The organism is Neobacillus nitrireducens, from assembly GCF_030915405.1.
Classification (GTDB): Bacteria; Bacillota; Bacilli; order Bacillales; family Cytobacillaceae; genus Neobacillus.
Genome location: NZ_CP133262.1, coordinates 1956671 through 1981784, shown reverse-complemented (window position 1 = coordinate 1981784; position 25114 = coordinate 1956671). Strand labels below are relative to the sequence as shown.

27 protein-coding genes and 1 pseudogene are annotated in these 25114 nt (G+C 37.2%); 20 read left to right on the top strand and 8 right to left on the bottom strand.

The genetic code is table 11. The features are described 5' to 3' along the window. Positions 1-38: 38 nt before the first annotated feature. Complete coding sequence (locus RCG22_RS09575) at positions 39-902, top strand: CvfB family protein (protein WP_098260885.1); 864 nt, start codon at positions 39-41, stop codon at positions 900-902. Positions 903-968: 66 nt separating this feature from the next. Continuing rightward, positions 969-1100 (top strand): DUF3941 domain-containing protein, encoded by a 132-nt coding sequence (locus tag RCG22_RS09570; RefSeq protein WP_081825501.1) that lies wholly within the window; start codon positions 969-971, stop codon positions 1098-1100. A 43-nt stretch (positions 1101-1143) separates the two neighbouring features. On the opposite strand, the gene RCG22_RS09565 is transcribed toward RCG22_RS09570, so the two are convergent. After that, a complete protein-coding gene (locus tag RCG22_RS09565; RefSeq protein ID WP_308106647.1) occupies positions 1144-2010 on the bottom strand; it encodes a DegV family protein in 867 nt (288 codons plus the stop codon). A gap of 123 nt (positions 2011-2133) precedes the next feature. Between RCG22_RS09565 and RCG22_RS09560 the strand changes: the two genes are divergently transcribed. After that, positions 2134-2976, top strand: coding sequence for a YitT family protein (locus RCG22_RS09560; RefSeq protein WP_308106646.1), 843 nt, complete (start codon positions 2134-2136; stop codon positions 2974-2976). 37 nt (positions 2977-3013) lie between these two features. Here RCG22_RS09560 and RCG22_RS09555 read toward each other — a convergent pair whose 3' ends face one another. From RCG22_RS09555 to RCG22_RS09545, 3 genes are all read right to left on the bottom strand, one after another. After that, on the bottom strand, positions 3014-3199 hold the full coding sequence (locus tag RCG22_RS09555; protein ID WP_098260888.1) for a DUF3813 domain-containing protein: 186 nt from the start codon (positions 3197-3199) through the stop codon (positions 3014-3016). A gap of 1 nt (position 3200) precedes the next feature. Continuing rightward, positions 3201-3353, bottom strand: coding sequence for a hypothetical protein (locus tag RCG22_RS09550; protein ID WP_166258563.1), 153 nt, complete (start codon positions 3351-3353; stop codon positions 3201-3203). Positions 3354-3464: 111 nt separating this feature from the next. Beyond that, positions 3465-4280 (bottom strand): Cof-type HAD-IIB family hydrolase, encoded by an 816-nt coding sequence (locus RCG22_RS09545; RefSeq protein ID WP_308106645.1) that lies wholly within the window; start codon positions 4278-4280, stop codon positions 3465-3467. Positions 4281-4550: 270 nt separating this feature from the next. Here RCG22_RS09545 and RCG22_RS09540 point away from each other — a divergent pair, with 270 nt between their 5' ends. Continuing rightward, complete coding sequence (locus RCG22_RS09540; RefSeq protein ID WP_098260890.1) at positions 4551-4859, top strand: metal-sulfur cluster assembly factor; 309 nt, start codon at positions 4551-4553, stop codon at positions 4857-4859. Positions 4860-5075: 216 nt separating this feature from the next. Then, positions 5076-6200: a TIGR04053 family radical SAM/SPASM domain-containing protein gene (locus RCG22_RS09535; protein ID WP_308106644.1), complete on the top strand. Its 1125-nt coding sequence runs from the start codon at positions 5076-5078 to the stop codon at positions 6198-6200. Positions 6201-6284: 84 nt separating this feature from the next. Here RCG22_RS09535 and RCG22_RS09530 read toward each other — a convergent pair whose 3' ends face one another. Next, positions 6285-6983, bottom strand: a complete 699-nt coding sequence (locus tag RCG22_RS09530) for a Crp/Fnr family transcriptional regulator (protein ID WP_098260892.1) — start codon at positions 6981-6983, stop codon at positions 6285-6287. Between the two features lie 363 nt (positions 6984-7346). Here RCG22_RS09530 and moaA point away from each other — a divergent pair, with 363 nt between their 5' ends. After that, the gene (gene moaA, locus RCG22_RS09525) at positions 7347-8363 is read left to right on the top strand and encodes a GTP 3',8-cyclase MoaA (RefSeq protein ID WP_308106643.1); all 1017 of its coding nucleotides are present in this window, start codon (positions 7347-7349) and stop codon (positions 8361-8363) included. 77 nt (positions 8364-8440) lie between these two features. Here moaA and ric read toward each other — a convergent pair whose 3' ends face one another. Continuing rightward, complete coding sequence (gene ric / locus RCG22_RS09520; RefSeq protein ID WP_308106642.1) at positions 8441-9136, bottom strand: iron-sulfur cluster repair di-iron protein; 696 nt, start codon at positions 9134-9136, stop codon at positions 8441-8443. 237 nt (positions 9137-9373) lie between these two features. Between ric and RCG22_RS09515 the strand changes: the two genes are divergently transcribed. The 3 genes from RCG22_RS09515 to RCG22_RS09505 all read left to right on the top strand — a co-directional run bounded on the left by RCG22_RS09515 (position 9374) and on the right by RCG22_RS09505 (position 12230). Beyond that, a complete protein-coding gene (locus tag RCG22_RS09515) occupies positions 9374-10639 on the top strand; it encodes a molybdopterin molybdotransferase MoeA (protein ID WP_308106641.1) in 1266 nt (421 codons plus the stop codon). After that, positions 10627-11166: a molybdopterin-guanine dinucleotide biosynthesis protein B gene (mobB, locus tag RCG22_RS09510; RefSeq protein WP_308106640.1), complete on the top strand. Its 540-nt coding sequence runs from the start codon at positions 10627-10629 to the stop codon at positions 11164-11166. The genes RCG22_RS09515 and mobB overlap by 13 nt, the downstream gene beginning before the upstream one ends. A gap of 332 nt (positions 11167-11498) precedes the next feature. Then, a complete protein-coding gene (locus RCG22_RS09505) occupies positions 11499-12230 on the top strand; it encodes a YwiC-like family protein (protein ID WP_374049436.1) in 732 nt (243 codons plus the stop codon). A gap of 61 nt (positions 12231-12291) precedes the next feature. Here RCG22_RS09505 and RCG22_RS09500 read toward each other — a convergent pair whose 3' ends face one another. Beyond that, entirely contained in the window at positions 12292-12984 is a 693-nt protein-coding gene (locus RCG22_RS09500; protein ID WP_308106639.1) for a Crp/Fnr family transcriptional regulator, read from the bottom strand. 280 nt (positions 12985-13264) lie between these two features. On the opposite strand from RCG22_RS09500, the gene RCG22_RS09495 reads away from it, so the two are divergent. Together RCG22_RS09495 and clpB are read left to right on the top strand one after the other, a co-directional pair. Further along, a complete protein-coding gene (locus RCG22_RS09495) occupies positions 13265-13444 on the top strand; it encodes a YjzC family protein (RefSeq protein ID WP_098260899.1) in 180 nt (59 codons plus the stop codon). Positions 13445-13608: 164 nt separating this feature from the next. Further along, positions 13609-16203 carry an ATP-dependent chaperone ClpB gene (gene clpB, locus RCG22_RS09490; protein WP_308106638.1) on the top strand — a complete coding sequence of 865 codons (2595 nt, stop codon included), beginning with the start codon at positions 13609-13611 and terminating at the stop codon, positions 16201-16203. A 49-nt stretch (positions 16204-16252) separates the two neighbouring features. Here clpB and RCG22_RS09485 read toward each other — a convergent pair whose 3' ends face one another. Next, positions 16253-16438 (bottom strand): YjzD family protein, encoded by a 186-nt coding sequence (locus RCG22_RS09485; RefSeq protein ID WP_098260900.1) that lies wholly within the window; start codon positions 16436-16438, stop codon positions 16253-16255. Positions 16439-16600: 162 nt separating this feature from the next. On the opposite strand from RCG22_RS09485, the gene RCG22_RS09480 reads away from it, so the two are divergent. The 9 genes and pseudogenes from RCG22_RS09480 (at position 16601) to RCG22_RS09440 (ending at position 25106) form a co-directional block, all read left to right on the top strand. Continuing rightward, positions 16601-17323 (top strand): lipase family protein, encoded by a 723-nt coding sequence (locus tag RCG22_RS09480; protein WP_308106637.1) that lies wholly within the window; start codon positions 16601-16603, stop codon positions 17321-17323. Positions 17324-17402: 79 nt separating this feature from the next. Further along, positions 17403-18242, top strand: coding sequence for a hypothetical protein (locus tag RCG22_RS09475; RefSeq protein ID WP_308106636.1), 840 nt, complete (start codon positions 17403-17405; stop codon positions 18240-18242). A gap of 168 nt (positions 18243-18410) precedes the next feature. Then, the gene (locus RCG22_RS09470) at positions 18411-19358 is read left to right on the top strand and encodes a BMP family ABC transporter substrate-binding protein (protein WP_308106635.1); all 948 of its coding nucleotides are present in this window, start codon (positions 18411-18413) and stop codon (positions 19356-19358) included. 21 nt (positions 19359-19379) lie between these two features. Further along, positions 19380-19571, top strand: coding sequence for a ComZ family protein (locus RCG22_RS09465; RefSeq protein WP_066252115.1), 192 nt, complete (start codon positions 19380-19382; stop codon positions 19569-19571). Positions 19572-19759: 188 nt separating this feature from the next. Next, a pseudogene (locus RCG22_RS09460) lies at positions 19760-20691 on the top strand (beta-ketoacyl-ACP synthase III). 83 nt (positions 20692-20774) lie between these two features. Then, positions 20775-22013 (top strand): beta-ketoacyl-ACP synthase II, encoded by a 1239-nt coding sequence (gene fabF, locus RCG22_RS09455; protein WP_098260906.1) that lies wholly within the window; start codon positions 20775-20777, stop codon positions 22011-22013. Positions 22014-22135: 122 nt separating this feature from the next. Beyond that, positions 22136-22936 (top strand): DUF2268 domain-containing putative Zn-dependent protease, encoded by an 801-nt coding sequence (locus RCG22_RS09450; RefSeq protein ID WP_308106634.1) that lies wholly within the window; start codon positions 22136-22138, stop codon positions 22934-22936. A gap of 137 nt (positions 22937-23073) precedes the next feature. Continuing rightward, positions 23074-24099, top strand: coding sequence for an ABC transporter ATP-binding protein (locus RCG22_RS09445; protein ID WP_308106633.1), 1026 nt, complete (start codon positions 23074-23076; stop codon positions 24097-24099). After that, complete coding sequence (locus RCG22_RS09440) at positions 24096-25106, top strand: ABC transporter ATP-binding protein (RefSeq protein ID WP_308106632.1); 1011 nt, start codon at positions 24096-24098, stop codon at positions 25104-25106. Before RCG22_RS09445 ends, RCG22_RS09440 begins: the two co-directional genes overlap by 4 nt. Positions 25107-25114 lie beyond the last annotated feature (8 nt).

Sequence of the window (25114 nt, the reverse complement as noted above, 5' to 3'; positions counted from 1 at the left end):
TTAGGAAAATTCTCCGAAAAAGAAAGAAGGAGTTATATATGTCATTAAATGAACTTATCGGTCAAATGACCACATTAACTGTAGCCCGGAAGGCTTCATTTGGCTATTTTTTAACTGATGGAAATGAAGATGTTCTGCTGCATACAAATCAAGCCAACCAAGAATTAGAAGTAGAAGATCAAGTTGAAGTGTTTCTTTATGTTGATTCAGAAGGTCGAATTTCCGCATCAACTACGACTCCAGCGGTAGCAATTGGACGCTATGCTTGGGTTAAAGCAACAGACGTAAATCCGAGAATTGGCGTCTTCATAAATATTGGGCTTCCAAAGGATATTCTATTAGGAATCGATGATTTGCCTGTGCATAAGTCAGTATGGCCGAAGCCAGGCGATTTAGTCTATATTACTTTAAAGCTTAGCAGTACTTATCTTCTTTATGCAAAGCTGGCCAGTGACCAGGTGATTGAATCTATATCCGTTGAAGCAACAAGAGAAGACTTTAATAAAAATGTGCAGGGCCATATTTATCGTACAGCTAAAGTAGGCAGTTGGATTTATACAATAGAAGGCTTCAAAGGGTTTATTCATGAATCACAAAGACTGGAAGAGCCTCGTATAGGTCAAAAGGTTGAGGGACGGATTATTGACGTTAAGGAAGATGGAACGATTAACGTTTCGTTATTAGCAAGGAAAGAAGAATCGCAGGATCTAGATGCAGAACGGATATATGAATACCTAATGAGCAGAAATGGTGCCATGCCATATAACGATAAAAGCATGCCTGAAGACATAAAAGATCGTTTCGATTTGAGTAAAGGCGCCTTCAAACGTGCACTTGGAAAGCTTATGAAAGAGGGCAGGGTGTACCAAGAGGGCAATTGGACATATGAGAAGAAAGATTAAGGTGTTTTACATACTCTTTTCAAATTGACAGAAACTAAAGTGAATCCATTTGAAAGGGGTAAGCTTATGCCACACACATCAGACAACGATAAAAAAGCAAAAGACAACAATGCCCTTCGCCATGAAAAGAATATGATGCGCGAAAAAAATCGTCAAGCTGGAAAAAATCAATATTCCAAGAAGACAGACCATAAATAGATAAATGAAAAATGAGTGCGGTGTTTAAACCCCACTCATTTTTTTAATTTGAAGATGGTATTTCGTTTAAAAAGAAAATAGCGATAGTTCCTGCACCTGTATGTGACCCAACGGCAGAGCCAATTGAAGTAATGAATACTTCTTTGGGATGGAATTCTTCTTCAATCATGGCTTTCAATTCTAATGTAGTTTCTTCACAATCGGCCTGGCTAATCCCAATTACTTGGTCTTCCATATTTGCCCCGCGTTCCTTCATGATTTCAATGATACGACGCATTACTTTTTTCTTCCCGCGTATCTTTTCAATGGGGACAAGTTTCCCGTCTTCCACATTTAAAATGGGCTTAATATTCAATAATCCCCCTAAGAAAGCAGAGGCTTTTGATACACGGCCACCCTTTGCTAGATAATCTAAATCTTCAACAGTAAACAGATGTTCCATGTGCTGGCTTCTAAACAGAACATCTTCTAAGATCTTTTCTTTACTTACACTTTTCAGGGCGAGAGCTGCGGCTTCTTTAACCACAAGACCAAACCCAAGCGATGCACATTTGGTATCAACAATCGTTAAATTAAAATTTGGATATTTTTCCTTCACTTGGTCAAGAATCATAACAGCGGTGGAATATGTACCAGATAATTCGGAGGAAAAGGCTATGTATATCCCGTCTTGTTTTTTTTCAGCCATTTCGGTAAATACTTCCTCAAACAAAAGTGGAGATACCTGAGAGGTTTTTGGAACAATGCCAGTTCGGATTGCTTCATAAACGGTGTTTGGATCAATTGTTTTTACATCTTCATATTCCTTGCCGTTAATCTCAACTTTTAATGGAAATAGTGTGACATGATTCTCTTCATAAAAACTTTTTGGTAAATCGCATGCGCTATCAGCCAGTACTCTTACCTGCATGAAGCTCACCTGCTTTCAAGCTAATTTATAGTTTCAGTTTATCGGTTTCATACTTAAAATACAATTATCATTCACCACAAAGTATAAAACAGTTCACAATTTCACTATAAAGGAGAAATTAATATGATATGGCTCCAGACAAAAAAACTGGCAGTGGTGACAGCTGGTTCATTGTTAGTTGCGCTAGCGATGAATTTATTTTTAATACCGGCAAACATTTATTCAAGTGGATTCACTGGAATAGCACAACTTCTTTCAAAGGTGTTGAGTGACTATACTCGCATTCAAGTTTCATTAGGTTTCTTATTATTTTTATTGAATATTCCTGTTGCCATTCTAGGATGGAAAAAGGTAGGGAAATCCTTTACAGTTTATAGCTTTATAAGTGTTGCTCTGTCCTCACTATTTTTAACACTTATTCCGATAAAGGAAGTTTCAGGAGACATCCTTTTAAATGCTGTTTTTGGAGGTGTAATCCAAGCCGTGGGTGTCGGGATTACGTTGAAATGGGGGGCCTCAACAGGTGGTGTAGATATCATTGCCATGGTTTTATCAAGAATGAAGGATAAGCCGATTGGTCCCTATATGTTGGTTATAAATGGGGTAATTATTATAACAGCGGGATTTTTGTATGGCTGGGAAAAAGCTCTTTATACGCTTGTAACATTATATACTTCAACTAGAGTGATTGACGCCATTCATACTAGACATGCCAAACTCACGGCCATGATTATTACCAAAAAGACGGATGAAATGAAAAAGGCTATCCAGGAGAGACTTGTGCGAGGGATAACGATCCTTCCTGCAAAAGGGGCTTTTTCAAACGAAGCGAGAGAAATGTTAATGGTGGTGATTACCCGCTATGAACTTTATGATTTAGAAAGAATCCTAAAGGAAGTGGATCCAAGGGCCTTTACAAATATCATTCAAACGACAAATATCTATGGATTTTTTCGAAAAGAGTAGAAAAGCGGAAGCGCCTTGGCGCATCCGCTTTTCTGTTTTAAGTCATCTGTTCAAGCTCTTGTTGCATTTGTTGGAGCTGTGCTTGCTCTGCTACAGTCGAATTTGCATAAGCAGAACTTAATGCATTTTTAGCCTTCGCAACAGCAGAATCAGTTTCAGCTGGGTTGGCAGACTTCGCCATTTCAACAAATCTTCGTGCTTCTTGGAACAATTGGTTTCCCATGTTATATTCCTCCAAGTGAGGATTCTTGCACATTGGCCATCTTCTGAGCTTCTGCTTCAGCGTAGGTCATGTGATAAGGAATACGTTCCGCATGCTTGCTGACCGTATCAACTCCTTGCTGGACAAAGCGTTTTGATTTGTTTCGTTTACCCATTCGAATCCCTCCAATATGCTCATAGCTCAAATTGAAACAGCAACGCTGCCTCAAAAAATAGTATGTACAAAAAGAGGTAGGTTCATTTAGGTAAACAATGGTGAATGAATGTTAATAATTTAGCTTTAACAAATCTGCCAAATATTGAGCAACACCATCTTCTTCGTTGCTCAAAGTGACGTCATTTGCAATATTTTTAACTTTTTCAATGGCATTACCCATCGCAATACCGTGTCCGGCATACTCAAGCATTTCTAGATCGTTGTCTTCATCGCCAAAGGCAATCACTCTATCTGAAGGAATGCCATAATAATCAGAAGCCTTTTTTAACCCAACAGCCTTACTTAAGCCCACCTTAATAATTTCAATCACATGCCACGGTGCGGCCCAACTGCGGTGATCAATCACTTCTGCATGGACAGCCGATAAATGATCACGGATTGTTTTTAATTGATCCTCTTCGGTATGAATTAACAAACTAGTGGGCGAATCATTCAAATAATTTGCTAAATCACCTGTAGTGATTTTTGGATTTCCAAAGTTAAAAATATCTAAAAGCTTCTCATCATGGTAATGGAAATATACATCATCAATTACTTCGGCAATAATGTTATGGAAGTGAAAACTTCTGCATGCTTCAACAATTTCTTTTGCTACCTTCACATCCAAGGGTTCATGATAAAATCCCCAGTCAGGATTTCGAGGGTGATGCATAAAGGCTCCATTGAAATTGACAATGGGTGTGTCCAAATCCAATTCCCGATAATACATCTCACTGGAACGATAAGGCCTTCCTGTTGCAATCATAACGATATGGCCATGTTCTCTTGCTTTTTTTAAAATGCCCTTTGTTTTTAAAGAAATCGTTTTATCATCTTTTAATAATGTCCCATCTAAATCTAATGCAATTAAATGTCTATCTGTCATAAATACTCCTTTTAATCATAATTTTCAGCCTTAATAAAGGTGATGGTTTTAGGGGAAAATTAATATATATGTTACACTGCGAATATAAATGAAAATTATTATTTCTATATTCACTATGTTAACAATTTTATATCTGAACTGTAAAAAAATTCACACCAAAAGGTATAAAAAAACTATATACTTTTTTAAACGAAGTCTCAATCTAGAAAGAAAGGCTTACATATTTGTTATAATAAATTGGGACAAAGAAATTTAAGGAGTGGATCGAATATGAATGAAGAATTAAAAGAAAATATTATGGGTGCTTTAGAGTTAGTAATTGACCCTGAACTAGGTGTAGATATTGTAAACTTAGGTTTAGTATATAATGCTGAAATGGATGATGAAGGGAATGTTACCATTACGATGACATTAACTTCAATGGGCTGCCCGCTTGCAGGTACGATTGTGGATCAAGTTAAGCGAGCATTGGCTGACATTCCAGAAATTAAAGGCGTAGAAGTTAATATTGTTTTCAATCCACCTTGGACTAAAGAAATGATGTCACGCTATGCAAAGATTGCTTTAGGAATTCGTTAAGAAAAACTAAAGGTTATTCAGCGGAAAAATGGAATTATTCACCACTTGTAAAAAACAGCAGAATCTCTGCTGTTTTTTACTTTTTTCTTCACGATTCAGACATATCTATCTGAATGGATGTGAGATAGTTCACTTTTTTCGAATATAAACACCTTTATAATACAAATTATTAAGGCTGTTGAATTCTCAGGTAGCCGTTAGTAGGAGGCGTTTCATATGGCTATTATCCGTGATTTTAATAAAGACCCTTTTATCGTAATTTGGGAACTCACTAGAGCTTGTCAATTAAAGTGCTTGCATTGCCGTGCGGATGCACAGTATAAAAGGGACCCACGTGAACTATCTTTTGAAGAAGGCAAAAATCTAATAGATCAAATATATGAAATGAACAATCCAATGCTTGTTTTCACAGGCGGGGATCCTTTAATGAGAGAAGATGTTTTTGATATTGCGAAATATGCAGTTGAAAAAGGTGTACGTGTATCTATGACCCCAAGCGCGACACCAAATGTAACAAAAGAAGCCATTGAGAAGGCTAAAGAAGTGGGCCTCGCTCGTTGGGCATTTAGTATTGATGGTCCTACGGCTGAGATTCATGACCATTTTAGAGGCACAGCTGGATCATTTGATCTTACCATGGAAAAAATACAATATTTGCATGAAGTTGGATTACCGATTCAAATTAACACGGTTATTTCACGTTATAATATTGAATACCTTGATGATATGGCCAAAATGGTTGAATCTTTAGGGTGTGTATTATGGAGTGTCTTCTTCCTTGTCCCAACAGGAAGAGGCCAAGAATCCGATATGATTTCTCCGGTCCAACATGAAAAAGTATTCAGATGGCTTTATGATTTAAGCAAGCGTGTATCCTTTGATATTAAAACAACTGAAGCAATGCACTACCGCCGGGTTGTAATTCAGCAAAAAATGCGTGAAGCGAAGGAAACGTCAGATGAAATCGAGTATCTAAGTGCATTAACAGAAAAAGGCTTAACGGGATCTATTGATGGTCTAGGACGAGCACCAAAAGGTGTTAATGATGGTAATGGTTTTGTGTTCATTTCTCACATTGGGGATGTATATCCAAGCGGACTCTTGCCAGTTAAAGCGGGTAATATCCGTGAAACGCCATTAGCAGAGATTTATCGTGAATCACCGATATTCCAATCGCTTAGAAATCCAGATCTGTTTAAAGGGAAATGCGGTGTCTGTGAATTCCGGCACGTTTGTGGGGGATCCAGGTCTAGAGCATACGCGATGACAGGAGATTATCTGGAAAGCGAGCCATTCTGCGTTTATGTACCTAAATCATTAAGAGAAAAGCAAGCTCAGTAAAAAGCGATAAAACAAGGCTGCCTCCCGACTAGGAGACAGCCTATTGTTTAAAAAATAAATGCCCTAAAAGGATGGCTGCCCATTCTATTCAATACTGCAATAGACGGCAGAACAATTCTCACAGTCGATTTCATTTTTTAAGTATTGTAAATCTAAAATTGAAATCTTACCTTTCTTAACTGAAATAATGTTATCTTTCTTTAACTCACTAAGAATACGGTTTGTACTCTCACGTGAAGTACCACAGAAATTGGCAAGTTCTTGGTTGGTTAAAGGAAGGTCAATTAAGATTTCATTACCTTTTTGAACACCATAACTATTCGACATTCGGATAAGAGTTGAAAAAAGGGCACCCCGTTTTCCATTTAAGACGAGGTCACGAAATTTTGTTTGCGTTTTACGGAAATGGTCACTCATCCATTTCATAAATTCAAAGGCAAGCTTACTATTTTGGAATATTTCACTTTCAATGATATCTTTTTTTATTGCAACGATTTCTCCTTCCTCAAGAACCATTGCACTTAATAAATATCTGGGGTTATCCGTAAAAAGAGTTAATTCTCCGCAAATATCATTTTCCCCGCAAATTCTTAATGAAAGTTCACGCCCATCTGATGTAACTTTACTGATTTGAATTTTGCCTGAAATTACAATGTAAAGTTCTTCTGCTAGCATTCCTTCTTGAAATAAAAAGGTTCCTCTTTCACTTTTAAATTTCCGGTCTGCAAATTTAAGTAATTCTTTTATTTCAATTGAATGAGTCGGTTTCATTATCATTGTCATCGAATTCACCTCTAAAATTCATATTCTCAACTATCATATTACCAGCGTGTTCATTTTAGTTTGTTAGTATTATTCTATCCTATATGGAAGCCATAAAAAGAAGTAAACAATGACAATATAGTGAAAACTCATTTGAAATTATAAACTTGGTGCCAAAATCAGCAGACAGGTTTACATAATCAAAAAATAAATAACAGGCAGGAACGGTATTTTCAAAACAGTTATTTATTGAATGGGAAATATCTGCTAAGATAAGAATGGTATTATAAAGTATTGTAATAGTGAATAAAGTAACAGTCTTTTTAACTAAAGACTGGTACACTTATTATAATTAGGTTCCTTAAAATAATGGAGTTGATATAAATGGAAAAAACCATTATTAAAGATAAATTAAATAGACCCTTACATGACTTAAGAATTTCTGTGATTGATCGGTGTAATTTCCGTTGCCAATACTGTATGCCAGCAGATCAATTTGGTCCTGATTTTGAGTTTCTTCCCAAAGGTGCTTTGCTGACTTATGAAGAGATTGATCGCCTCGCAAAAATATTTGTTAGTTTAGGTGTGGAAAAAATTCGCCTAACCGGAGGAGAACCGCTTCTTCGTAGAGATATGCCTATTCTTGTTAAAAAGCTGTCAGCGATTGAAGGCTTACTTGATATCGGTTTGACTACGAATGGTGTGCTTCTGCCGAAATTTGCAAAAGATTTAAAGGAAGCTGGCCTCAAAAGGGTAAATGTCAGTCTTGATACGTTAAATGATGAGTTGTTTGGGAAAATAAATGGACGCGGGGTTGGAACTGGGCCTGTTCTAGAAGGCATTGAAGCTGCGAAACAGGCAGGTCTTGGGGTTAAAATTAATATGGTTGTCAAAAAGGGCCTCAATGATTCTGAAATTATTCCAATGGCAGAGTATTGCAAGGCGAACAGTCTTGAGCTTCGCTTTATTGAATTCATGGATGTGGGTTCAACCAATGGATGGAAAATGGATGATGTTATTACTAAAAAACAGATATATTATTTATTAAAGGAACAATTTGAGCTTGAACCAGTAGACCCAGCCTATTACGGAGAAGTAGCAAAATTATACCGCTATAAAGATAAAGATGTGAATGTAGGATTTATTACATCCGTTTCTGAATCATTTTGCTCAAGCTGCACTCGGTCTCGGCTTTCGGCGAATGGTCAGATTTTTACTTGTTTATTTAATGGGAATGGACATGATATCCGTAACTTCATGAGAAACGGTGCTTCCGATGAAGAAATCCGTGAACGTGTGAGCGCAATATGGAATGGACGAGATGACAGATATTCAGACGAAAGAACAGCTGAAACACACAAAAACCGTAAAAAAATCGAAATGTCGTATATTGGTGGTTAAACTCTCTTCCATGAAGAGAGTATTTTTTTTGTAGAAAGAAACAGCCCGCTTTAAGAAAAAGCGGACTGTTGATTTTATTAAAGATACCTAGGAAATAGGATGTTATTTTCAAGATGTACATGCATAAAGGTTAATCCTTCTAGCGCCTCTAAGCGAGCATATACTAAACGGTACGTACCACAAGCATCAAGAGGAAGAGTATAGTCAGAAGTTACTGCACGTATCTCTCTTAATATTTCACCTGCATGGTCATGTTCTTTTTCAAGTTCAACAATCATCGCAATGGCTTCTTCACGGTTTTCTACCGTTCCATCAGCAAGTTGTTTAATTAGAGGGAATACAACTGCTTCTTCTTTCTCCATATGCTCCATCAATTCTTTTTTGAATTCATAGAAAAGCTCATAAACCTTTAGTAACTCAGGATGGTTGTCGCCATGGACACGTGAAACTTTTGTTACATAGGGACTTAACGTGGTAAGTTCCTCTTCAGACACACGATGGTAATTTGAAATAACATGATCAACAATGGTTGCGGAATCAGAGTTCGTCCAAACCTCTACATCTTTCTCAGTGTTTTCATATTTTTCAAAGACAACTTTTAGTTCATCTAATAATGTATCCAAGTTAAGATTATTTTGGGCAACCGCTTCTGTTAGTGAAATATTACCACCGCAGCAAAAATCAATCCGGTTCTTTTTGAAAACATCACTTGTTTTAGGTAATTCGTTAACGATATCTTTAACTAATGAATTTGCTGTAATTGTGAAAGTCATATTTATTTCCTCCCTAAGTGCAAGATTTAATCTAACCTAAGAATAAAGTAAAAAGAAAAAAAACTAGGTGACCTGAATCACACATTCGATATGATTTTCTTTTTTATGGGAGAATACTTTTATTTTGTGACATTTGATATGTCAGTTGGTTTTTAATAAGCTTATAATGTTGATAGTCGATGACGATTAGTACATAACACAATGGATAGATATTTGTATAAGGTAGGAGTGATTATTTTGTTCGAAAGAAGAAAACCAATACCAATTGGTGAAGCAGTTAAAAGAATAATGGAATATCAATTACTTGGTGTAACTGAACAAGTTCCAATAAATGAAAGCTACGGCCGTTTTTTATCAGAGGATTTGATCGCAACTAGCGATGTCCCGCATTTTGATCGTGCACCGTATGATGGTTTTGCTGTTAGGTCAATTGATACTCGTGAGGCTGCGCTAACGAATGTAGTTGAATTTGAAGTGGTTGATCACATCGGAGCAGGAATGGTATCCACCAAATTAATTGGAGAGCATCAAGCGGTTAGAATTATGACGGGTGCGATGATGCCGGAGGGAACAGATGCTGTTGTGATGTTTGAGGTGGCTAAGGCTTACGAAAAGAATGGTATTCCATATATGTCGATTAAACGCAGCTTTAAAAAGGGTGATAACGTTTCGTATAGTGGTGAAGATGCCAAACAAGGCGAAATTTTGGTAAAAAAGGGTACATTGATAAATCCCGGTATTCAAGCCATGCTTGCTACGTTTGGATATGAACAAGTATCTGTTGCAAAAAAACCGCGTGTTGGTTTATTTGCAACAGGGACTGAGCTTTTAGAAGTAAATGAAGCCCTTGTACCCGGAAAAATTCGAAACAGTAATTCACATATGATTGCTGCTCAAATCGAAAGAACGGGAGGAATTGTGCACTATTTCGGGAAGCTTCCAGATGAATTCGACACTTGCTTTGAAGCAGTCCAAAATGCAATCAATGAAGTAGACCTGTTAATTACCACTGGCGGGGTATCTGTGGGAGATTTTGATTATCTTCCGGCTATTTATGAAAAGCTTGGAGCAGAGGTTTTCTTTAATAAAGTTGCCATGCGCCCTGGAAGTGTTACGACGGTTGCACAACATAATGGGAAACTTCTCTTTGGACTATCGGGAAATCCATCGGCTTGTTATGTTGGCTTTGAATTGTTTGCGCGTCCAATTATCCGTAGAATGCTTTTCTCAGATAAACCGCATCTTCGTAAAGAACATGCCCTATTAGAAGTTGATTTTCCTAAAGCAAATCCGTTTACAAGGTTTGTTCGAAGTTCAACGTTTATTGATGCAGGTAGACTAAAGGCGACACCGAGTGGACTCGACAAGTCTAACATAATTATGAGCCTCTCTGGAGCTAATTCGCTAATGATTCTTCCAGGTGGAACTAGAGGGTTTACAGCCGGATGTGAAGTGGAGGTCCTCTTGCTTGAAGACCAGGTCGGCAGTGAGTGGCCGTGGTAAAGCCTGTCATCTTTCAAGTAGTTGGATATCAAAATAGTGGGAAAACCACAATCACAACCAAGCTGATCAATGACCTAGTAAAAAAGGGGCTAAAGACAGTTACTATTAAGCATCACGGACATGGTGGCAAATTAGCAGCACTCCCGCAGAAAGATACAGAAAAACATCTAAATGCGGGGGCGTTTGCCTCGATTGTTGAAGGAGAAGGAAGTCTAATCTTACAAGCTGACAATTTCTATCCAACACTAGAGGATCAAATTGAGTTGATGAAATTTTTTCATCCAGACATCATCTTAATCGAAGGCTATAAGCAAAAGTCCTATCCCAAATTACTGTTAGTAAGGGATGAATTTGACCTCTCCTTGCTAAATACCGTAAGTAATGTTTTGGGGATTTTGTATTGGAAGGAAGAAATGTGTCAGCAAATTAAATCAAGAATCAATGTTCCTAGCTTTCAGATCGATGATGCAGGTGCATTAATCTGGACCGAGCACTTACTTCAGGAACTTGTTCATAAAATTGATTAAAAAAGTTAATAAAATTGTCAAATCTGTTACTTTTATCACAGCCTGATCTATGGATATACTCTATAATACTAATTAGGGGATATATTGTTTGTTAAAATAGAATCATGGGTTTTTAATGGAACTACGGCAAACACTCATCAGATAACCGGCCTAGAGATGACTGAAGTTATCTTGTAGATGATCTGAAATTGTTGGACTTCCATTTTAACCTATACAAAATTGTCACAAAAAGAAGGCGATGGCCTTCTTTTTTGCTTTAATTTGTGATGTGTTTCACTTATTTTTCCGCTTAGCTGGCTTATATTTAGGTTAGGCAAGGAAAAGGAGTGAACATGATGAAGTTATTTTTACCGAAACAACATGGTGCATGGGCAATGCTAATCATCCCGTTTTGGCTTGGTGTCATTGAAGGAGGGTTTATGTGGAAGCATATCCCATTTTTCATTGGTTGGCTCTTATTGTACTTAGCAACCTATCCGATGCTTCTTTTATTTAAAAGGAAAAAACTTCAGTACTATACAAAATGGACACTGGTATATATGATTCCTGCCCTAATACTTTTACTTATTCCGCTTTTGGAAAGACCAACCATTATTTATTTCGGTCTACTAATGATTCCGTTTTTTATGATAAATGCTTACTTTACTTCCAAAAATCAAGACCGTGCTTTTATGAATGATATATCTGCTATTTTTGCTTTTTCAGTAGCTGGCCTCGCAAGCAGTTATTTAGGTCATGGTGTGATGAACATCGAGACCCTTGTATTCACTTTTTTAACTTCGGTACTGTTTTTTGTGGGCTGTACGTTTTATGTCAAGTCAATGATTAGGGAGAAGAAGAATATCCAATTTAAATGGATTTCATGGATTTACCATTTTCTATTAGTGGCCGTGTGGTTCGGGGTTGGCTATTGGATGGTTGCATTCGCATTGATCCCAAGTCTGTTGAGAGCTGTTACTTTTTACGGAAGATCATTTTCACCTAAACAAATTGGCATTTATGAAATAATTAATTCAGCAATATTCTTTATAATTATGGCGATTCAAATACTCATACTAAAATAAAAAATCGGTCAATATGACCGATTTTTTTTGTACTATATTAAATTGTTTGCCAGCAGTCATCCTAGTCTACTTTACAGATTTCCGTTGGACAATCTTCACAATCAATTTCGCGTTTTAAATACTCTAAATCGTGAATTGTAATGGTTCCTTTATCAATCGATAGGATACCACTCTTTCGTAAATCGCTTAACAAACGATTTACTACTTCTCTGGATGTACCACAAAAGTTGGCTAGTTCCTGATTGGTTAGTGGTAATTCAATTAGTATTCCTTTATTGGTTTTAATACCATAACTGTTGGTAATTCGAATGAGTGTGGAATAAAGAGCCCCTTTTTTACCATGAAGAACCAAATCACGAAATTTGGTTTGGGTTTTTCGATATTGTTGACTCATCCACTTTATGAATTCAAAAGAAAGCGCAAGATTTTGTGAAAGTTTTTCTTCAAGCGTATCTTTCATAATAACGGCTACTTCGCCACTCTCTACTACTCGGGCGCTTAATAAATAGCGTGAAGAAGGGGAGAATAAGTTTAATTCACCGACAAAGTCACCACTTGAGCACATTCTTAAAGTTAGTTCTCTTCCATCTGGAATGATCTTGCTAATTTGAAGAATTCCACTTTGAATAATATACAATTCATCAGCCATAGATCCTTCTTGAAATAAAAAAGTACCTTTTTCAACTTTCCTTATATGGTGAACTGTATCAAAAAGATGGGACAGTGTTACTGGCAATTCTTTTACTGACTGCATACTAATAACCACCTTTAAAGGTACGAATTCAAAACAAATTTATTTTTAAAAATGACAGTCAAGATCTTGATTTACTAGATAATACTATAATTATATTGTTAACGAAGAATAATTAGCAACAAATGAGCAATAAGTTCATACAATCGTCAAAAGTTCGTGCACATTCCAGTGTATTTCTTAGGAAATAATGTCGACTTATAGGTTATTTTGAAAGAAATTCCTATAATGACTATCCGTGAAAAGGTAATAATAAGGTATGTGAAGTAAAGGAGGGAAAAGAATGGGACAAAATCGTCAGTTTAAGTCAGGGAGTAAAGCCCCGAATAATGGTATTTATATTGAGGTCGGAGATACAGGAAGCAATGTTAACAATCCCAAAAAAATTAGGCTTAAAGCAGGGGATGCATTTCCTGAAACGTCAAATGATGAACGAGTTTGGACATATCAGCGGAAGCCATAAATTTAATAAGGATAAGGTCATCCATTGGGTGGCTTTTTCTTTTGTCTACCCCAGTGTTGCAATTAAAGCACTCTGCATTTCTTCTTTGCAAAAATTTACTTTTTTCAATCGAAGTTTTATAATAAAAGAAAAGGTCAAAAATGGTCAAAGAGGGTGCTGTTAAAATGGACATGAATCAAATGACAGAACGTTTACAAAAAGGACTGATGGATGCACAGTCATTAGCTGTCAAAAAAAATCATCAAGAGATTGATGAACCCCATTTGTTTTTATGTTTAATGGAACAAGAGGATAGCCTTATTTTATCCATATTAGAAAAGGCAGGAATTCCATCTGAAAAAATAAGAGACCACCTTACTGCTGCCCTTGCTAAAAAACCAACGGTTACTGGAAGCGGGGTAGAACAAGGGAAACTATATATCACAGCAAAGCTGCAAAAACTTTTTGTAAGTGCCGAGGAGTTTGCCAAGAAGTATTCAGATGAGTATTTATCGGTTGAACATATACTGTTAGCAGCAGTCAACTCGAATGAATCAGAAATGCAGAGGCTTTTACAAACTTTTGGAACTCAACCTGACAAAGTTTTGCACGCGATAAAAGATATAAGGGGGAACCAGAGAGTGAAATCACAAAATCCAGAAGCGGGATATGAAGCCCTAAAAAAATATGGCCGGGATCTTGTTGCAGAGGTTAAAGAAGGAAAAATGGATCCAGTGATTGGCCGTGATTCTGAAATCCGTCATGTAATTCGAATATTATCGAGAAAAACAAAGAATAATCCAGTTTTAATTGGTGAACCTGGAGTAGGGAAAACGGCCATTGTAGAGGGTTTGGCACAAAGGATCGTGAGGAAAGACGTACCGGAAGGTCTCAAGGATAAAACAATATTCTCATTGGACATGAGTGCGTTAATCGCCGGAGCAAAATTTAGAGGTGAGTTTGAAGAAAGATTAAAAGCTGTTTTAAATGAAATCAAGAAAAGTGAAGGACAAATATTGTTATTTATAGATGAAATTCATACGATTGTCGGGGCAGGTAAGACGGAAGGTGCAATGGATGCAGGCAATATGTTAAAGCCGATGCTTGCACGTGGTGAACTCCATTGTATTGGAGCAACCACACTTGATGAGCACCGGAAATATATCGAAAAGGATCCTGCACTTGAACGTAGATTTCAGCAGGTTCTGGTCCAAGAACCAAACGTTGAAGATACGATTTCCATTTTAAGAGGCTTGAAAGAACGATATGAGGTGCATCATGGCGTTAAAATTCATGACCATGCCTTGGTAGCGGCAGCAACACTATCTGACCGTTATATCACTGATCGTTTTTTACCGGATAAGGCCATTGATCTAGTTGATGAAGCTTGTGCACTCATACGAACCGAGATAGATTCCATGCCTACCGAATTAGATGAAGTAACTCGCAGGGTGATGCAATTAGAAATTGAAGAAGCAGCATTAAGTAAAGAAGTGGATGAAGGGAGCAAGTTAAGGCTGGATTCTCTTCTAAAAGAACTAGCGGATTTAAAAGAATCAGCCCATGAAATGAAGGCAAAATGGCTCCAGGAGAAACAAAGTATACAGAAGTTACAGGAGAAACGAGAACAATTAGAAAAACTTCGATGGGAGCTTCAACAAGCAGAAGATAAATATGATTTAAACCGTGCTGCAGAACTTCGCCATGGTCAGATTCCGTTAGCAGAAAAAGAGTTAAAGGAACTCGAAACGGCGACTGCCAAGGACGAACGTTTACTGCGAGAAGAAGTTACAGGGGAAGAAATCTCTAATATTGTATCAAGGTGGACAGGTATACCACTTGCTAAACTAGTCGAAGGCGAGAGAGAAAAGCTCTTAAAATTAGAATCCATTCTACACGAAAGAGTCATCGGCCAGAATGAGGCGGTAAATTTAGTAGCGGATGCCGTGCTCAGAGCGCGAGCTGGAATTAAAGACCCTAATCGACCCATTGGATCATTTTTATTTTTAGGTCCAACAGGTGTTGGGAAAACTGAACTTGCGAAAGCGTTGGCTGAATCTTTATTTGATAGTGAAGAACAAATTATTCGGATTGATATGTCTGAATATATGGAAAAGCATGCTGTGTCCCGCTTGATTGGTGCTCCTCCAGGTTATGTTGGCTATGAGGAAGGCGGACAGTTGACAGAAGCGGTTAGAAGAAGACCTTATTCTGTTATTTTAATGGATGAAATTGAAAAGGCTCATCCAGAGGTGTTTAATATTCTCTTACAAGCGCTTGATGACGGAAGAATTACTGACTCTAAAGGGCGTGTAGTTGACTTTAAAAATACGGTTATCATTATGACCTCTAATATTGGCTCGCATTTTTTACTTGAACGAAATGATAATGAGGTTGAAATCTCTGATTCAGTAAGAGAGAAAGTAATGAGTCAATTAAGGGGGCATTTCCGTCCTGAATTTTTAAATCGAATCGATGAGACCATCCTCTTTAAGCCACTATCAATAGATGAAATAAAGAATATCGTCGTCAAAATGATGAGGGAGCTTCAAAATCGGTTAAAACATCAACAAATTGATATTCATATTAGCGAGGATGCAAAAGAATTTATTGCTGTTAACGGATTTGATCCTATTTATGGGGCCAGGCCTTTAAAAAGATTTATTCAAAGAAATATTGAGACAAAGATTGCCCGTGAAATTATTGCCGGCAGGGTACATGATCAGTCGAAAGTTGAAATAAATATCAACAATGGTGAGGTTCTAGTATCTGTTTACTAAAAATCATTAAAGAAAAAAGGTCATCCGTTTGAAAGGATGACCTTTTTTCTTAATGTTTTGCAGCAGGTTCGTTTGGAATCACAGTAGTTACAACGAAAATTAAGATTGTCACAACAACTGAAGCGATAGCTGCAGGCATAAATTCATATTCAGCACCTGGAGTCATTGAACTTACTACATATGTAAGCATTTGCACTAATAGAAATGACCAGAAAAAGGTCCAAAAAAATCGCATATTTCTTCACCTCTAACCTGTTTTACATCTTTATTAATATTATCATATGATTCTGAAATGATAAAGTGAAACTATAATATCTTATAAATAGGCAAACCCCCTTTCATCTTTAATGAGACAGCATACAATACCGTGAGGAAATATGTAAAAGGAGATTTATCTATGGAAAATCGTAACTTTCAGATGGATACCCAATGGAATATTCTTCACTACCCTGAAAAGCCTACAGGATTTGGGGTTTTAATCATTGGAGATGAAAGACATTTTGTAGATGAAAGCAAATGTTTTTGGATACAAAATGAAGGAAGGCTAGCTATTGTTAACCAGCTTAAAGAAAAAGGGTACACCATTTTTTCCTCAAATCTTTATGGACGCAACTGGGGGAGCGATGTTGCAGTTGAACTTGCCGAGAAATTATACCACCATGTAATAAGAAGTGAAATTCTTAATAATAAAATCCATATTTTAGCTGAAGGTATGGGTGCACTGGTTGCGATAAGACTACTGGAAAAAATGAAAGGGCGTATAAGATCGATTATTCTGCTCAACCCAATCATTTCTTTAAAAGACCATCTTGAACAAGAAAAGGAACATAAATTCTTTTATAAAAAGTTAATGAGAGAATTAGTTGCAGCTTATCAAATGGACCAAAAAGTGATTGAAAACAATGTTTTTAGCAGCCAAGATAAAGTTAATCTTCAATTTGAATGTCCGGTTAAAATAATTCATGTCTTGGCAGGAGGAAAATCATACAATCAATCGAAACTATATCACCAAATTATTAGTGATTCAGATATAAACCCTACATTTATTCTCCCTGAAAAAAAACCACAGCTTGGAAATATGATGATTAAGTTCTTCAACAGCCATGAATCAGACCTATAGTCTGGTCCTCCCCAAAAAGAAATATTTCCTTATCGATGTGCATAGGATTCAATAAGGTTAGGATGGGGAGGAAGATTTTATGGACAAGGCAATTATTTTTGGAATGTTCGACTTTGTCGGTTTTCATGTTGGTAAGCACCTGCTGAATAAAGGAATCGAGGTCAAGGGTGTTCATATTGAAAATCCTGATAATATACATTTTATTGATGAGAAAAGGCTTGAAGTTGGTCGGAATGCAAACTTTTTAGAACAATCATTAATCGAGTGGCGTAAAAATGAGCAACATGAAATCAGTAGTTCAAGGCTAATATTTTCAATATATGACCTATTTATGCTTAAAAAAGAACAAATTTTACAAATGGAGGAAGTTACTCGGCCAATCATTCAATTTGTAGAGGGGAACAAAAACAAAGCAAAAATTGTTTTTATTCTACCTATTCAAATGCTTACTCGAACATTTAGGGGGAAAGAAATAGAGGGGTTTATAGGGAATATAAAAGGATTAGCAACGAATATCCAATTATTGTACCTACCTGCTATTTATGGTCCATGGCAGCCATCAGCTTTTTTGTTTCAACAAGCCATTGTTTCGAAATACAAAAAAGTAAATTTAATAACTGATATACGGGAATGGACTAACGATTGTCTTTTTGTTGATGACGCTATCGAATCCATGTTAGAAATCATAGAGAGCGGGAGACCGGGCAGTTACTTGATTGAAAGCGGAAATGAAGATCATTGGGATAGGTGCGCAGAATATCTAAATATTGATGAAAATCAGGCATTGTTAAATAGCAATGGACCAATAGAGGATAACGATCCACTTGAAAAAGTAGCTGTAAAAAAGGTTAGTCCAATTGCAGAGTCTATCATTACACAAATAGAACATATTCAACGCTTGTATGCCAATCGTTTGTAAGATAATGTATTTAGTTGGCTAGTGGAAAATTATCTTTTCATTTATTTGTTGAAAGGTTAGAATAAAACTGGAAAATAGAGTCATATACCTATGGTCCTTGGTCAAGTAAATTATAAGTGTAAAGGAAACATGTATAGGAATGGCAATAGGATAGAGGAGATGCGTAATATGATATACCGTTTCGGAATGATACTTTTATGCCTCTTTTTACTTGGAGCCTGTGGAGAGACAAAACCTGCAGGTAAAATAAAAAAGGTTGGATTGTTAGTACCCGAAACGGTCAATGACCAGGTATGGGGGACAAAGGGATTTAATGGCTTGTTGAAAATTCAAAAGAATATTAATGTAGATGTGTTTTATAAAGAAGGTATGAATTCAGAAGCTATTGCCCGGCGTGCTGTTGAAGAATTTGACCAAAAAGGGGTAAATTTAATCTTTGGTCATGGATCTGAATATGCAGAGTATTTTAATGATATTTCATCTGAATATCCTAATATCCATTTTATAAGTTTTAATGGTGATGCTAAAAACAAGAATACAACAAGTCTGAATTTTAAAGGTCACGCGATGGGGTTTTTTGGTGGAATGGTCGCAGCACATATGTCAAAAACACAAAATGTAGGTGTTATAGCCGCATATGAATGGCAGCCGGAGATTGAAGGCTTCTATCAAGGGGCAATGGCAGAAAATAAAAACACAAACGTTAGTATAGAATATGTTGGAAATTGGGATGATGAAATAAAGGCAGTTCAATTAGCAAATGACATGATGGATAAGGGAATTGATGTCATCTACCCTGCCGGTGACGGGTATAATGTACCAGTAATAGAAAGGGTGAAAGAACGGGGATTGTATGTTATAGGATACGTTTCTGATCAATCAGATTTAGGTGAATCTACGGTACTTACAAGTACCGTACAACAGGTCGATCTATTATATGAAATAGTGGCAGGGCAATACAATAAAGGGTTATTAAAATCAGGTAATCTTTCCTATGATTTTCAAGATAATGTTATTTCACTTGGTAAATATAGTCCCAATGTAAATAAAGAATTTATTCAAAAGATAAATAAGCAAATTGACATCTATAAGGAAACAGGAAAATTGCCAAAATGAGAAATTGAAGGAGCAGTACATATGAATAGTCAAGATAATACATTACAATTTATGCAGATTGCAATGAAATACTTACCAGAAGCAAAGGAACAATTGGATAGGGCTGGTGTGGATTTATCAATGGAATTAATCGAGCCCTTTATGAATCTTTTTACAAAGGTCATGCAAGAAGCCTATGAACTTGGTCTGGCTGAAGGGCGAAAAGAAATATAAAGAGGAAATAAGCTCTCAAAATCGGGAGCTTATTTCTTTTGTAAAAGATTGTCCTTTAGCAGAGGGAGAAATGTGAAGAAACAGTTGCTTAAAATAGGTTTTATTTGATAAAATTAGTACCAAGTCATAATAATTGATATTAAACTTTGTGATATAGAGAATTGTGAAAAAAAAAGGAGCTGGATCTTATGAAAGCAGGTATTGTTGGTATCGGCAGATATTTACCAGAGAAAGTTGTCACCAATAAGGATTTGGAAAAAATAATGGATACCTCTGATGAATGGATTCGTACGATGACAGGGATCGAAGAAAGAAGAATTGCAGCTGATGATGAGAATACATCAGATATGGCATTTGAAGCAGCTAAAAAGGCCATTCAAGATGCTGGAATTACTGCAGAAGAGATTGATTTAATTTTGGTGGCAACAGTTACACCTGATACTCCTTTTCCTTCGGTTGCGTGTAGAATTCAAGAAAGACTTGGGGCAAAAAAGGCAGCAGCAATGGATGTTAGTGCAGCATGTGCGGGATTTATGTACGGAATTGTGACTGCTAAACAATTTATTGAGTCTAAAGTTTATAAATATGTATTAGTGGTTGGCGTAGAAAAGCTTTCTAAAGTAACTGACTGGAATGATCGCAATACAGCAGTCTTATTTGGAGACGGTGCTGGTGCTACCATTATTGGCCCTGTTTCAGAAAATCGGGGAATTCTTTCCTTTGAGCTTGGAGCAGATGGTACGGGGGCAAAACACCTTTACCAGGATGAATATATAATTATGAATGGTAGAGAAGTGTTCAAATTTGCTGTAAGGCAAATGGGGAAAGCTGCATCAATGTTCTCGAAAAAGCAGGCCTGACAAAAGATGATGTCGATTTCTTAATTCCACATCAGGCTAATATTCGTATTATGGAAGCATCTAGACAAAGATTAGAGCTACCTGTCGAAAAAATGTCCAAAACGATTAATAAATATGGTAATACGTCTGCAGCATCGATTCCAATTTCGATTGTGGAAGATTTGGAAGAGGGAAGAATTAAAGATGATGATCTCATTGTTATGGTCGGTTTCGGCGGTGGCTTAACATGGGGAGCCATTGCTATCAGGTGGGGAAAATAAGAAACACATGGAGCAGAAATAAACAAGCAGGTTAAAGTAAGTTGAAAATATCAATATGGAAAAAGATGAAGGAGATAGATAAAATGGAAAAGCGCAGAGTTGTAGTAACAGGCATAGGTGCAGTAACACCGCTTGGAAATGATGCCGAAACAACTTGGAAAAACATATTAGAAGGCAAATCCGGGATTGGCCCGATGAAGAGAGTCAATGCTGATGAATATCCGGCAAAAGTTGCCGCAGAATCAACTGATTTTGATCCTGAAGCATTTATGGAAAGAAAAGATGCGCGCAAAATGGACCGTTTTACACAATTTGCAGTTGCATCGGCAATAATGGCAGTGAAGGATGCAAACTTAACAATTAACGAAGATAACTCCCATCGTGTGGGAGTATGGATTGGTTCGGGGATCGGCGGAATGGAAACCTTTGAACAACAATTTGAGATTTTCCAAAAAAGAGGATATAAACGTGTAAGTCCATTCTTTGTACCGATGTTAATTCCAGATATGGCAACTGGACAAGTTTCCATTACACTCGGTGCAAGAGGTTTTAATTCTTGTACGGTAACTGCATGCGCAACAGGAACAAATTCGATTGGTGATGCCTTCAAAGTAATTCAACGCGGCGATGCAGATGCAATGGTAACAGGTGGAGCAGAAGCACCAATTACAAAAATGTCTGTTGCAGGTTTTTGTGCAAACACTGCCCTTTCCACAAATCCGGATCCAAAGACGGCGAGCAGACCATTTGATCAAAACCGTGATGGATTTGTTATCGGTGAAGGTGCAGGGATTATTGTTCTAGAAGAACTTGAACATGCCTTAGCACGTGGTGCAAAAATTTATGCTGAAATAGTCGGCTATGGGGCAACTGGTGATGCCTATCATATTACTGCACCAGCACCAGGTGGTGAGGGGGGTGCCCGTGCAATGAAAATGGCTATCAATGATGGCGGGTTAAAACCTGAGGAAATTGATTATGTAAACGCGCACGGCACAAGTACAGAGTATAATGACAAGTTTGAAACCCTTGCCGTTAAAGAAGTATTTGGAGAGCATGCTTATAAATTAGCAATAAGTTCAACTAAATCGATGACCGGACATCTTCTTGGTGCGGCCGGTGGTGTAGAAGCAATCTTTTCGGTATTAGCGATAAGAGACAGCATGCTTCCGCCAACTATTAACTATGAAACACCAGATCCAGAATGTGACTTAGATTATGTACCGAATCAAGCACGTCCGAAGGAAATTAAAGCAGCCATGAGTAATTCACTAGGCTTCGGCGGACACAACGCAACAATTGTGTTCAAAAAATACGAATAAGTAAACCAATCGACCAGAGATGAAATCTGGTCGATTTTTTTTGATACTAATCACAAGAACCCCTTCTTGTGATTAGTAATAAACTGATCAGAGGGTGAATTGAAGGTAAATGGGGTGAAGTGATGGGAATCATTCGAACTGATCAATGGTTAGAGGAGGAATTTGATAGTCCCTTAAAAATTTGTGAAAAATTAATGCCTTATTTTAAGAGACAAAAACCTAAGGAAATTTACAATCAATTAGTGGATTTTGGGATGTACCGGCCATCTAGGTCTGCCTTAGAAAATTTCGATTGGTTAATAGAACAAAATGCTTGGGATAAAGTGGAACAACTATTTAATAAATATAAGCAAAAGTGGCATGGTCCGGATATACCAGTCTTTCTTTTTCCAGTAGCCCAATCTGGTGGATTTTTTTTCAGAGAAGTAAAAAGTAAAGCTGGCGTTTCTTTCCCCGATAAAATGTTTCTCTTTCTCTCTAATTATGATGACCCAAAAGAGGTAGAGGCCTTGCTCGTTCATGAATACCACCATGTCTGCCGACTTAGAATGTTAGGGAAAAGGATCGAAGAATATAGCTTGCTTGATTCAATTATTATAGAAGGTTTAGCTGAATATGCAGTTTTAAAATATTGTGGACGGGAATATTTAGCCGATTGGTGTCGTATGTATAAAGAAAAGGAACTATTAAATTTTTGGGAGAAATATTTGAAAGAACAGCTAAATACAAAAAAACATGAAAGAAAGCACGATGAATTACTTTACGGGGTCGGAAGGCTGCCAAAGCTACTAGGTTATGCTGTGGGATATAATATTGTTGAACGTTTTTACGAAAATAAAAATTTTTCTACAAAACTATCATTTACGTATCCTGCGCTAAGGTATCTTGAAAACCTTTATAATCTCAACAAAAAAAGCCAGTAAAATCGGGCTTTTTTTAATATTAGTTAACACTAACAGGTAGTTGTACAAAAAAATCTTGCAAATATTACAATTACATAATAAAATTTATTTGAATATACTGAATAAATAGAATAATTTTAAACGTTAGAGGGTGTACTATGAGCACAAAAAAAAAGCTGCACAAAGAGGCCCCACTACTCGAAGTGAAAAATTTACAAACTTCTTTTGATATTGATGGAACTGATTATAATGCAGTAGATAATGTTTCGTTTAAAGTAATGTCGGGGCAAATTGTCGGCATTGTAGGAGAGTCGGGTTGCGGTAAATCTGTTATGAGTCTCTCCATTATCAAGTTATTGCCAAAAGAGAGCGGAAAAATTAAATCAGGTGAAGTCATTTTTGATGGATTAAATCTGGAGAAAATGTCGGAATCGCAAATCAATAAAGTGCGTGGGAAAGATGTCTCTATGATTTTTCAAGAACCAATGACCTCATTAAATCCAGTCTTTACAATTGGATATCAACTCCAGGAAGTCCTCTTTAACCACCTTAAGATTACGAAACAAGAAGCTCGGCTAAAATCAATCGCTTTATTAAAAAGTGTGGGAATCTCTAGGCCGGAAAAACTCATTGATGAGTATCCGCACCAATTATCAGGCGGGATGAGGCAGCGAGTCATGATCGCCATTGCTATTGCTTGTCAACCCAAATTATTAATTGCTGACGAACCAACCACAGCCCTCGATGTTACTGTTCAAGCTCAAATTCTCGAACTATTAAAAGATATTCAAGCAGTTAATGACATGTCTGTTATTTTAATTACACATGACCTGGGGGTTATTGCTGAAATGTGTGACGAAGTAATGGTCATGTACGCTGGCAGAATTATAGAACATACAGATGTGGATACACTTTTCCATAATCCTAAACATCCATATACTAGTTTGCTCTTAGGGGCAATCCCGAAAATGGATGGACAAGAAGAAAGGTTAAGTTCAATTAAAGGCATCGTCCCTTCCCTAATAAATATGCCGGCAGAAGGCTGCCGTTTTGCGAATCGCTGTCCAAAAGCAATGCCTGAATGCACAACAATTACCCCTTTACTTGAAGACGTTGAACAAGGTCACGAAGTTGCCTGTTTACTCTTTGAAACAAGTAAGCCAAACGAGGGGGTAAGAAAATGAGTATTGTTTCAGTACATAAGCAGGGAGACCATTCATCCTTACAATCTGAAAACCTATTAGAGATTAAAAATCTTAAAACCTATTACCCTGTTAAAGGGGGATTTCTAAAACGAACAATTGGAAATGTAAAAGCGGTTGATAATATCTCCTTTGAGATAAAAAAAGGAGAAACGCTTGGACTTGTTGGTGAATCCGGCTGTGGTAAATCTACTACGGGGAGAACTATTCTTCGGCTATTAAAACCAACCGAGGGCCAAATACTTTTTGATGGTAAGGATATCACCAGAGTATCTGGTAAATCCCTTCGAGAGATTCGAAAAAATATGCAAATGGTGTTTCAGGACCCGTATGCTTCTTTGAATCCTATGCAAATGATTGGAGATATTATCGCTGAACCTATTTATAACTTTTCAAAAAAAAGCATGGCTGAGTTAAAACAGGAAGTCATGGGTTTGTTAGAAAAAGTAGGCTTGCCCCCAGATGCCTATTACAAATATGCACATGAATTTTCCGGGGGGCAGCGCCAAAGAATCGGAATAGCGAGAGCGCTTGCATTAAAACCAAAATTAATTATTGCCGATGAACCTGTTTCAGCACTTGATGTGTCAGTCCAATCACAGGTTTTAAACCTGTTAAAAGATTTACAGGAAGAATTTGACCTTACTTTTCTTTTTATTGCGCATGACTTAAGTGTTGTTAAACATATGAGTGACCGAATTGGTGTTATGTATCTAGGGAATATGGTGGAGGTTTCGGATAAAGATAGCTTATACGCGAATCCTCTTCATCCGTATACACAAGCATTAATTTCAGCAATTCCAACTCCTGACCCGAGGGTGAAGAAGGAGCGGATTATTTTAAAAGGGGATGTGCCAAGCCCAATCAATCCTCCTGCCGGATGTACATTCCACCCGCGCTGCCCTATGGCATTGGAGGAATGTTCCAGACGCAAGCCAGTATTAAAGGAGGTGAAGCCCTCACATCGAGTAGCTTGCCACCTTTACTAGCAGCTGGG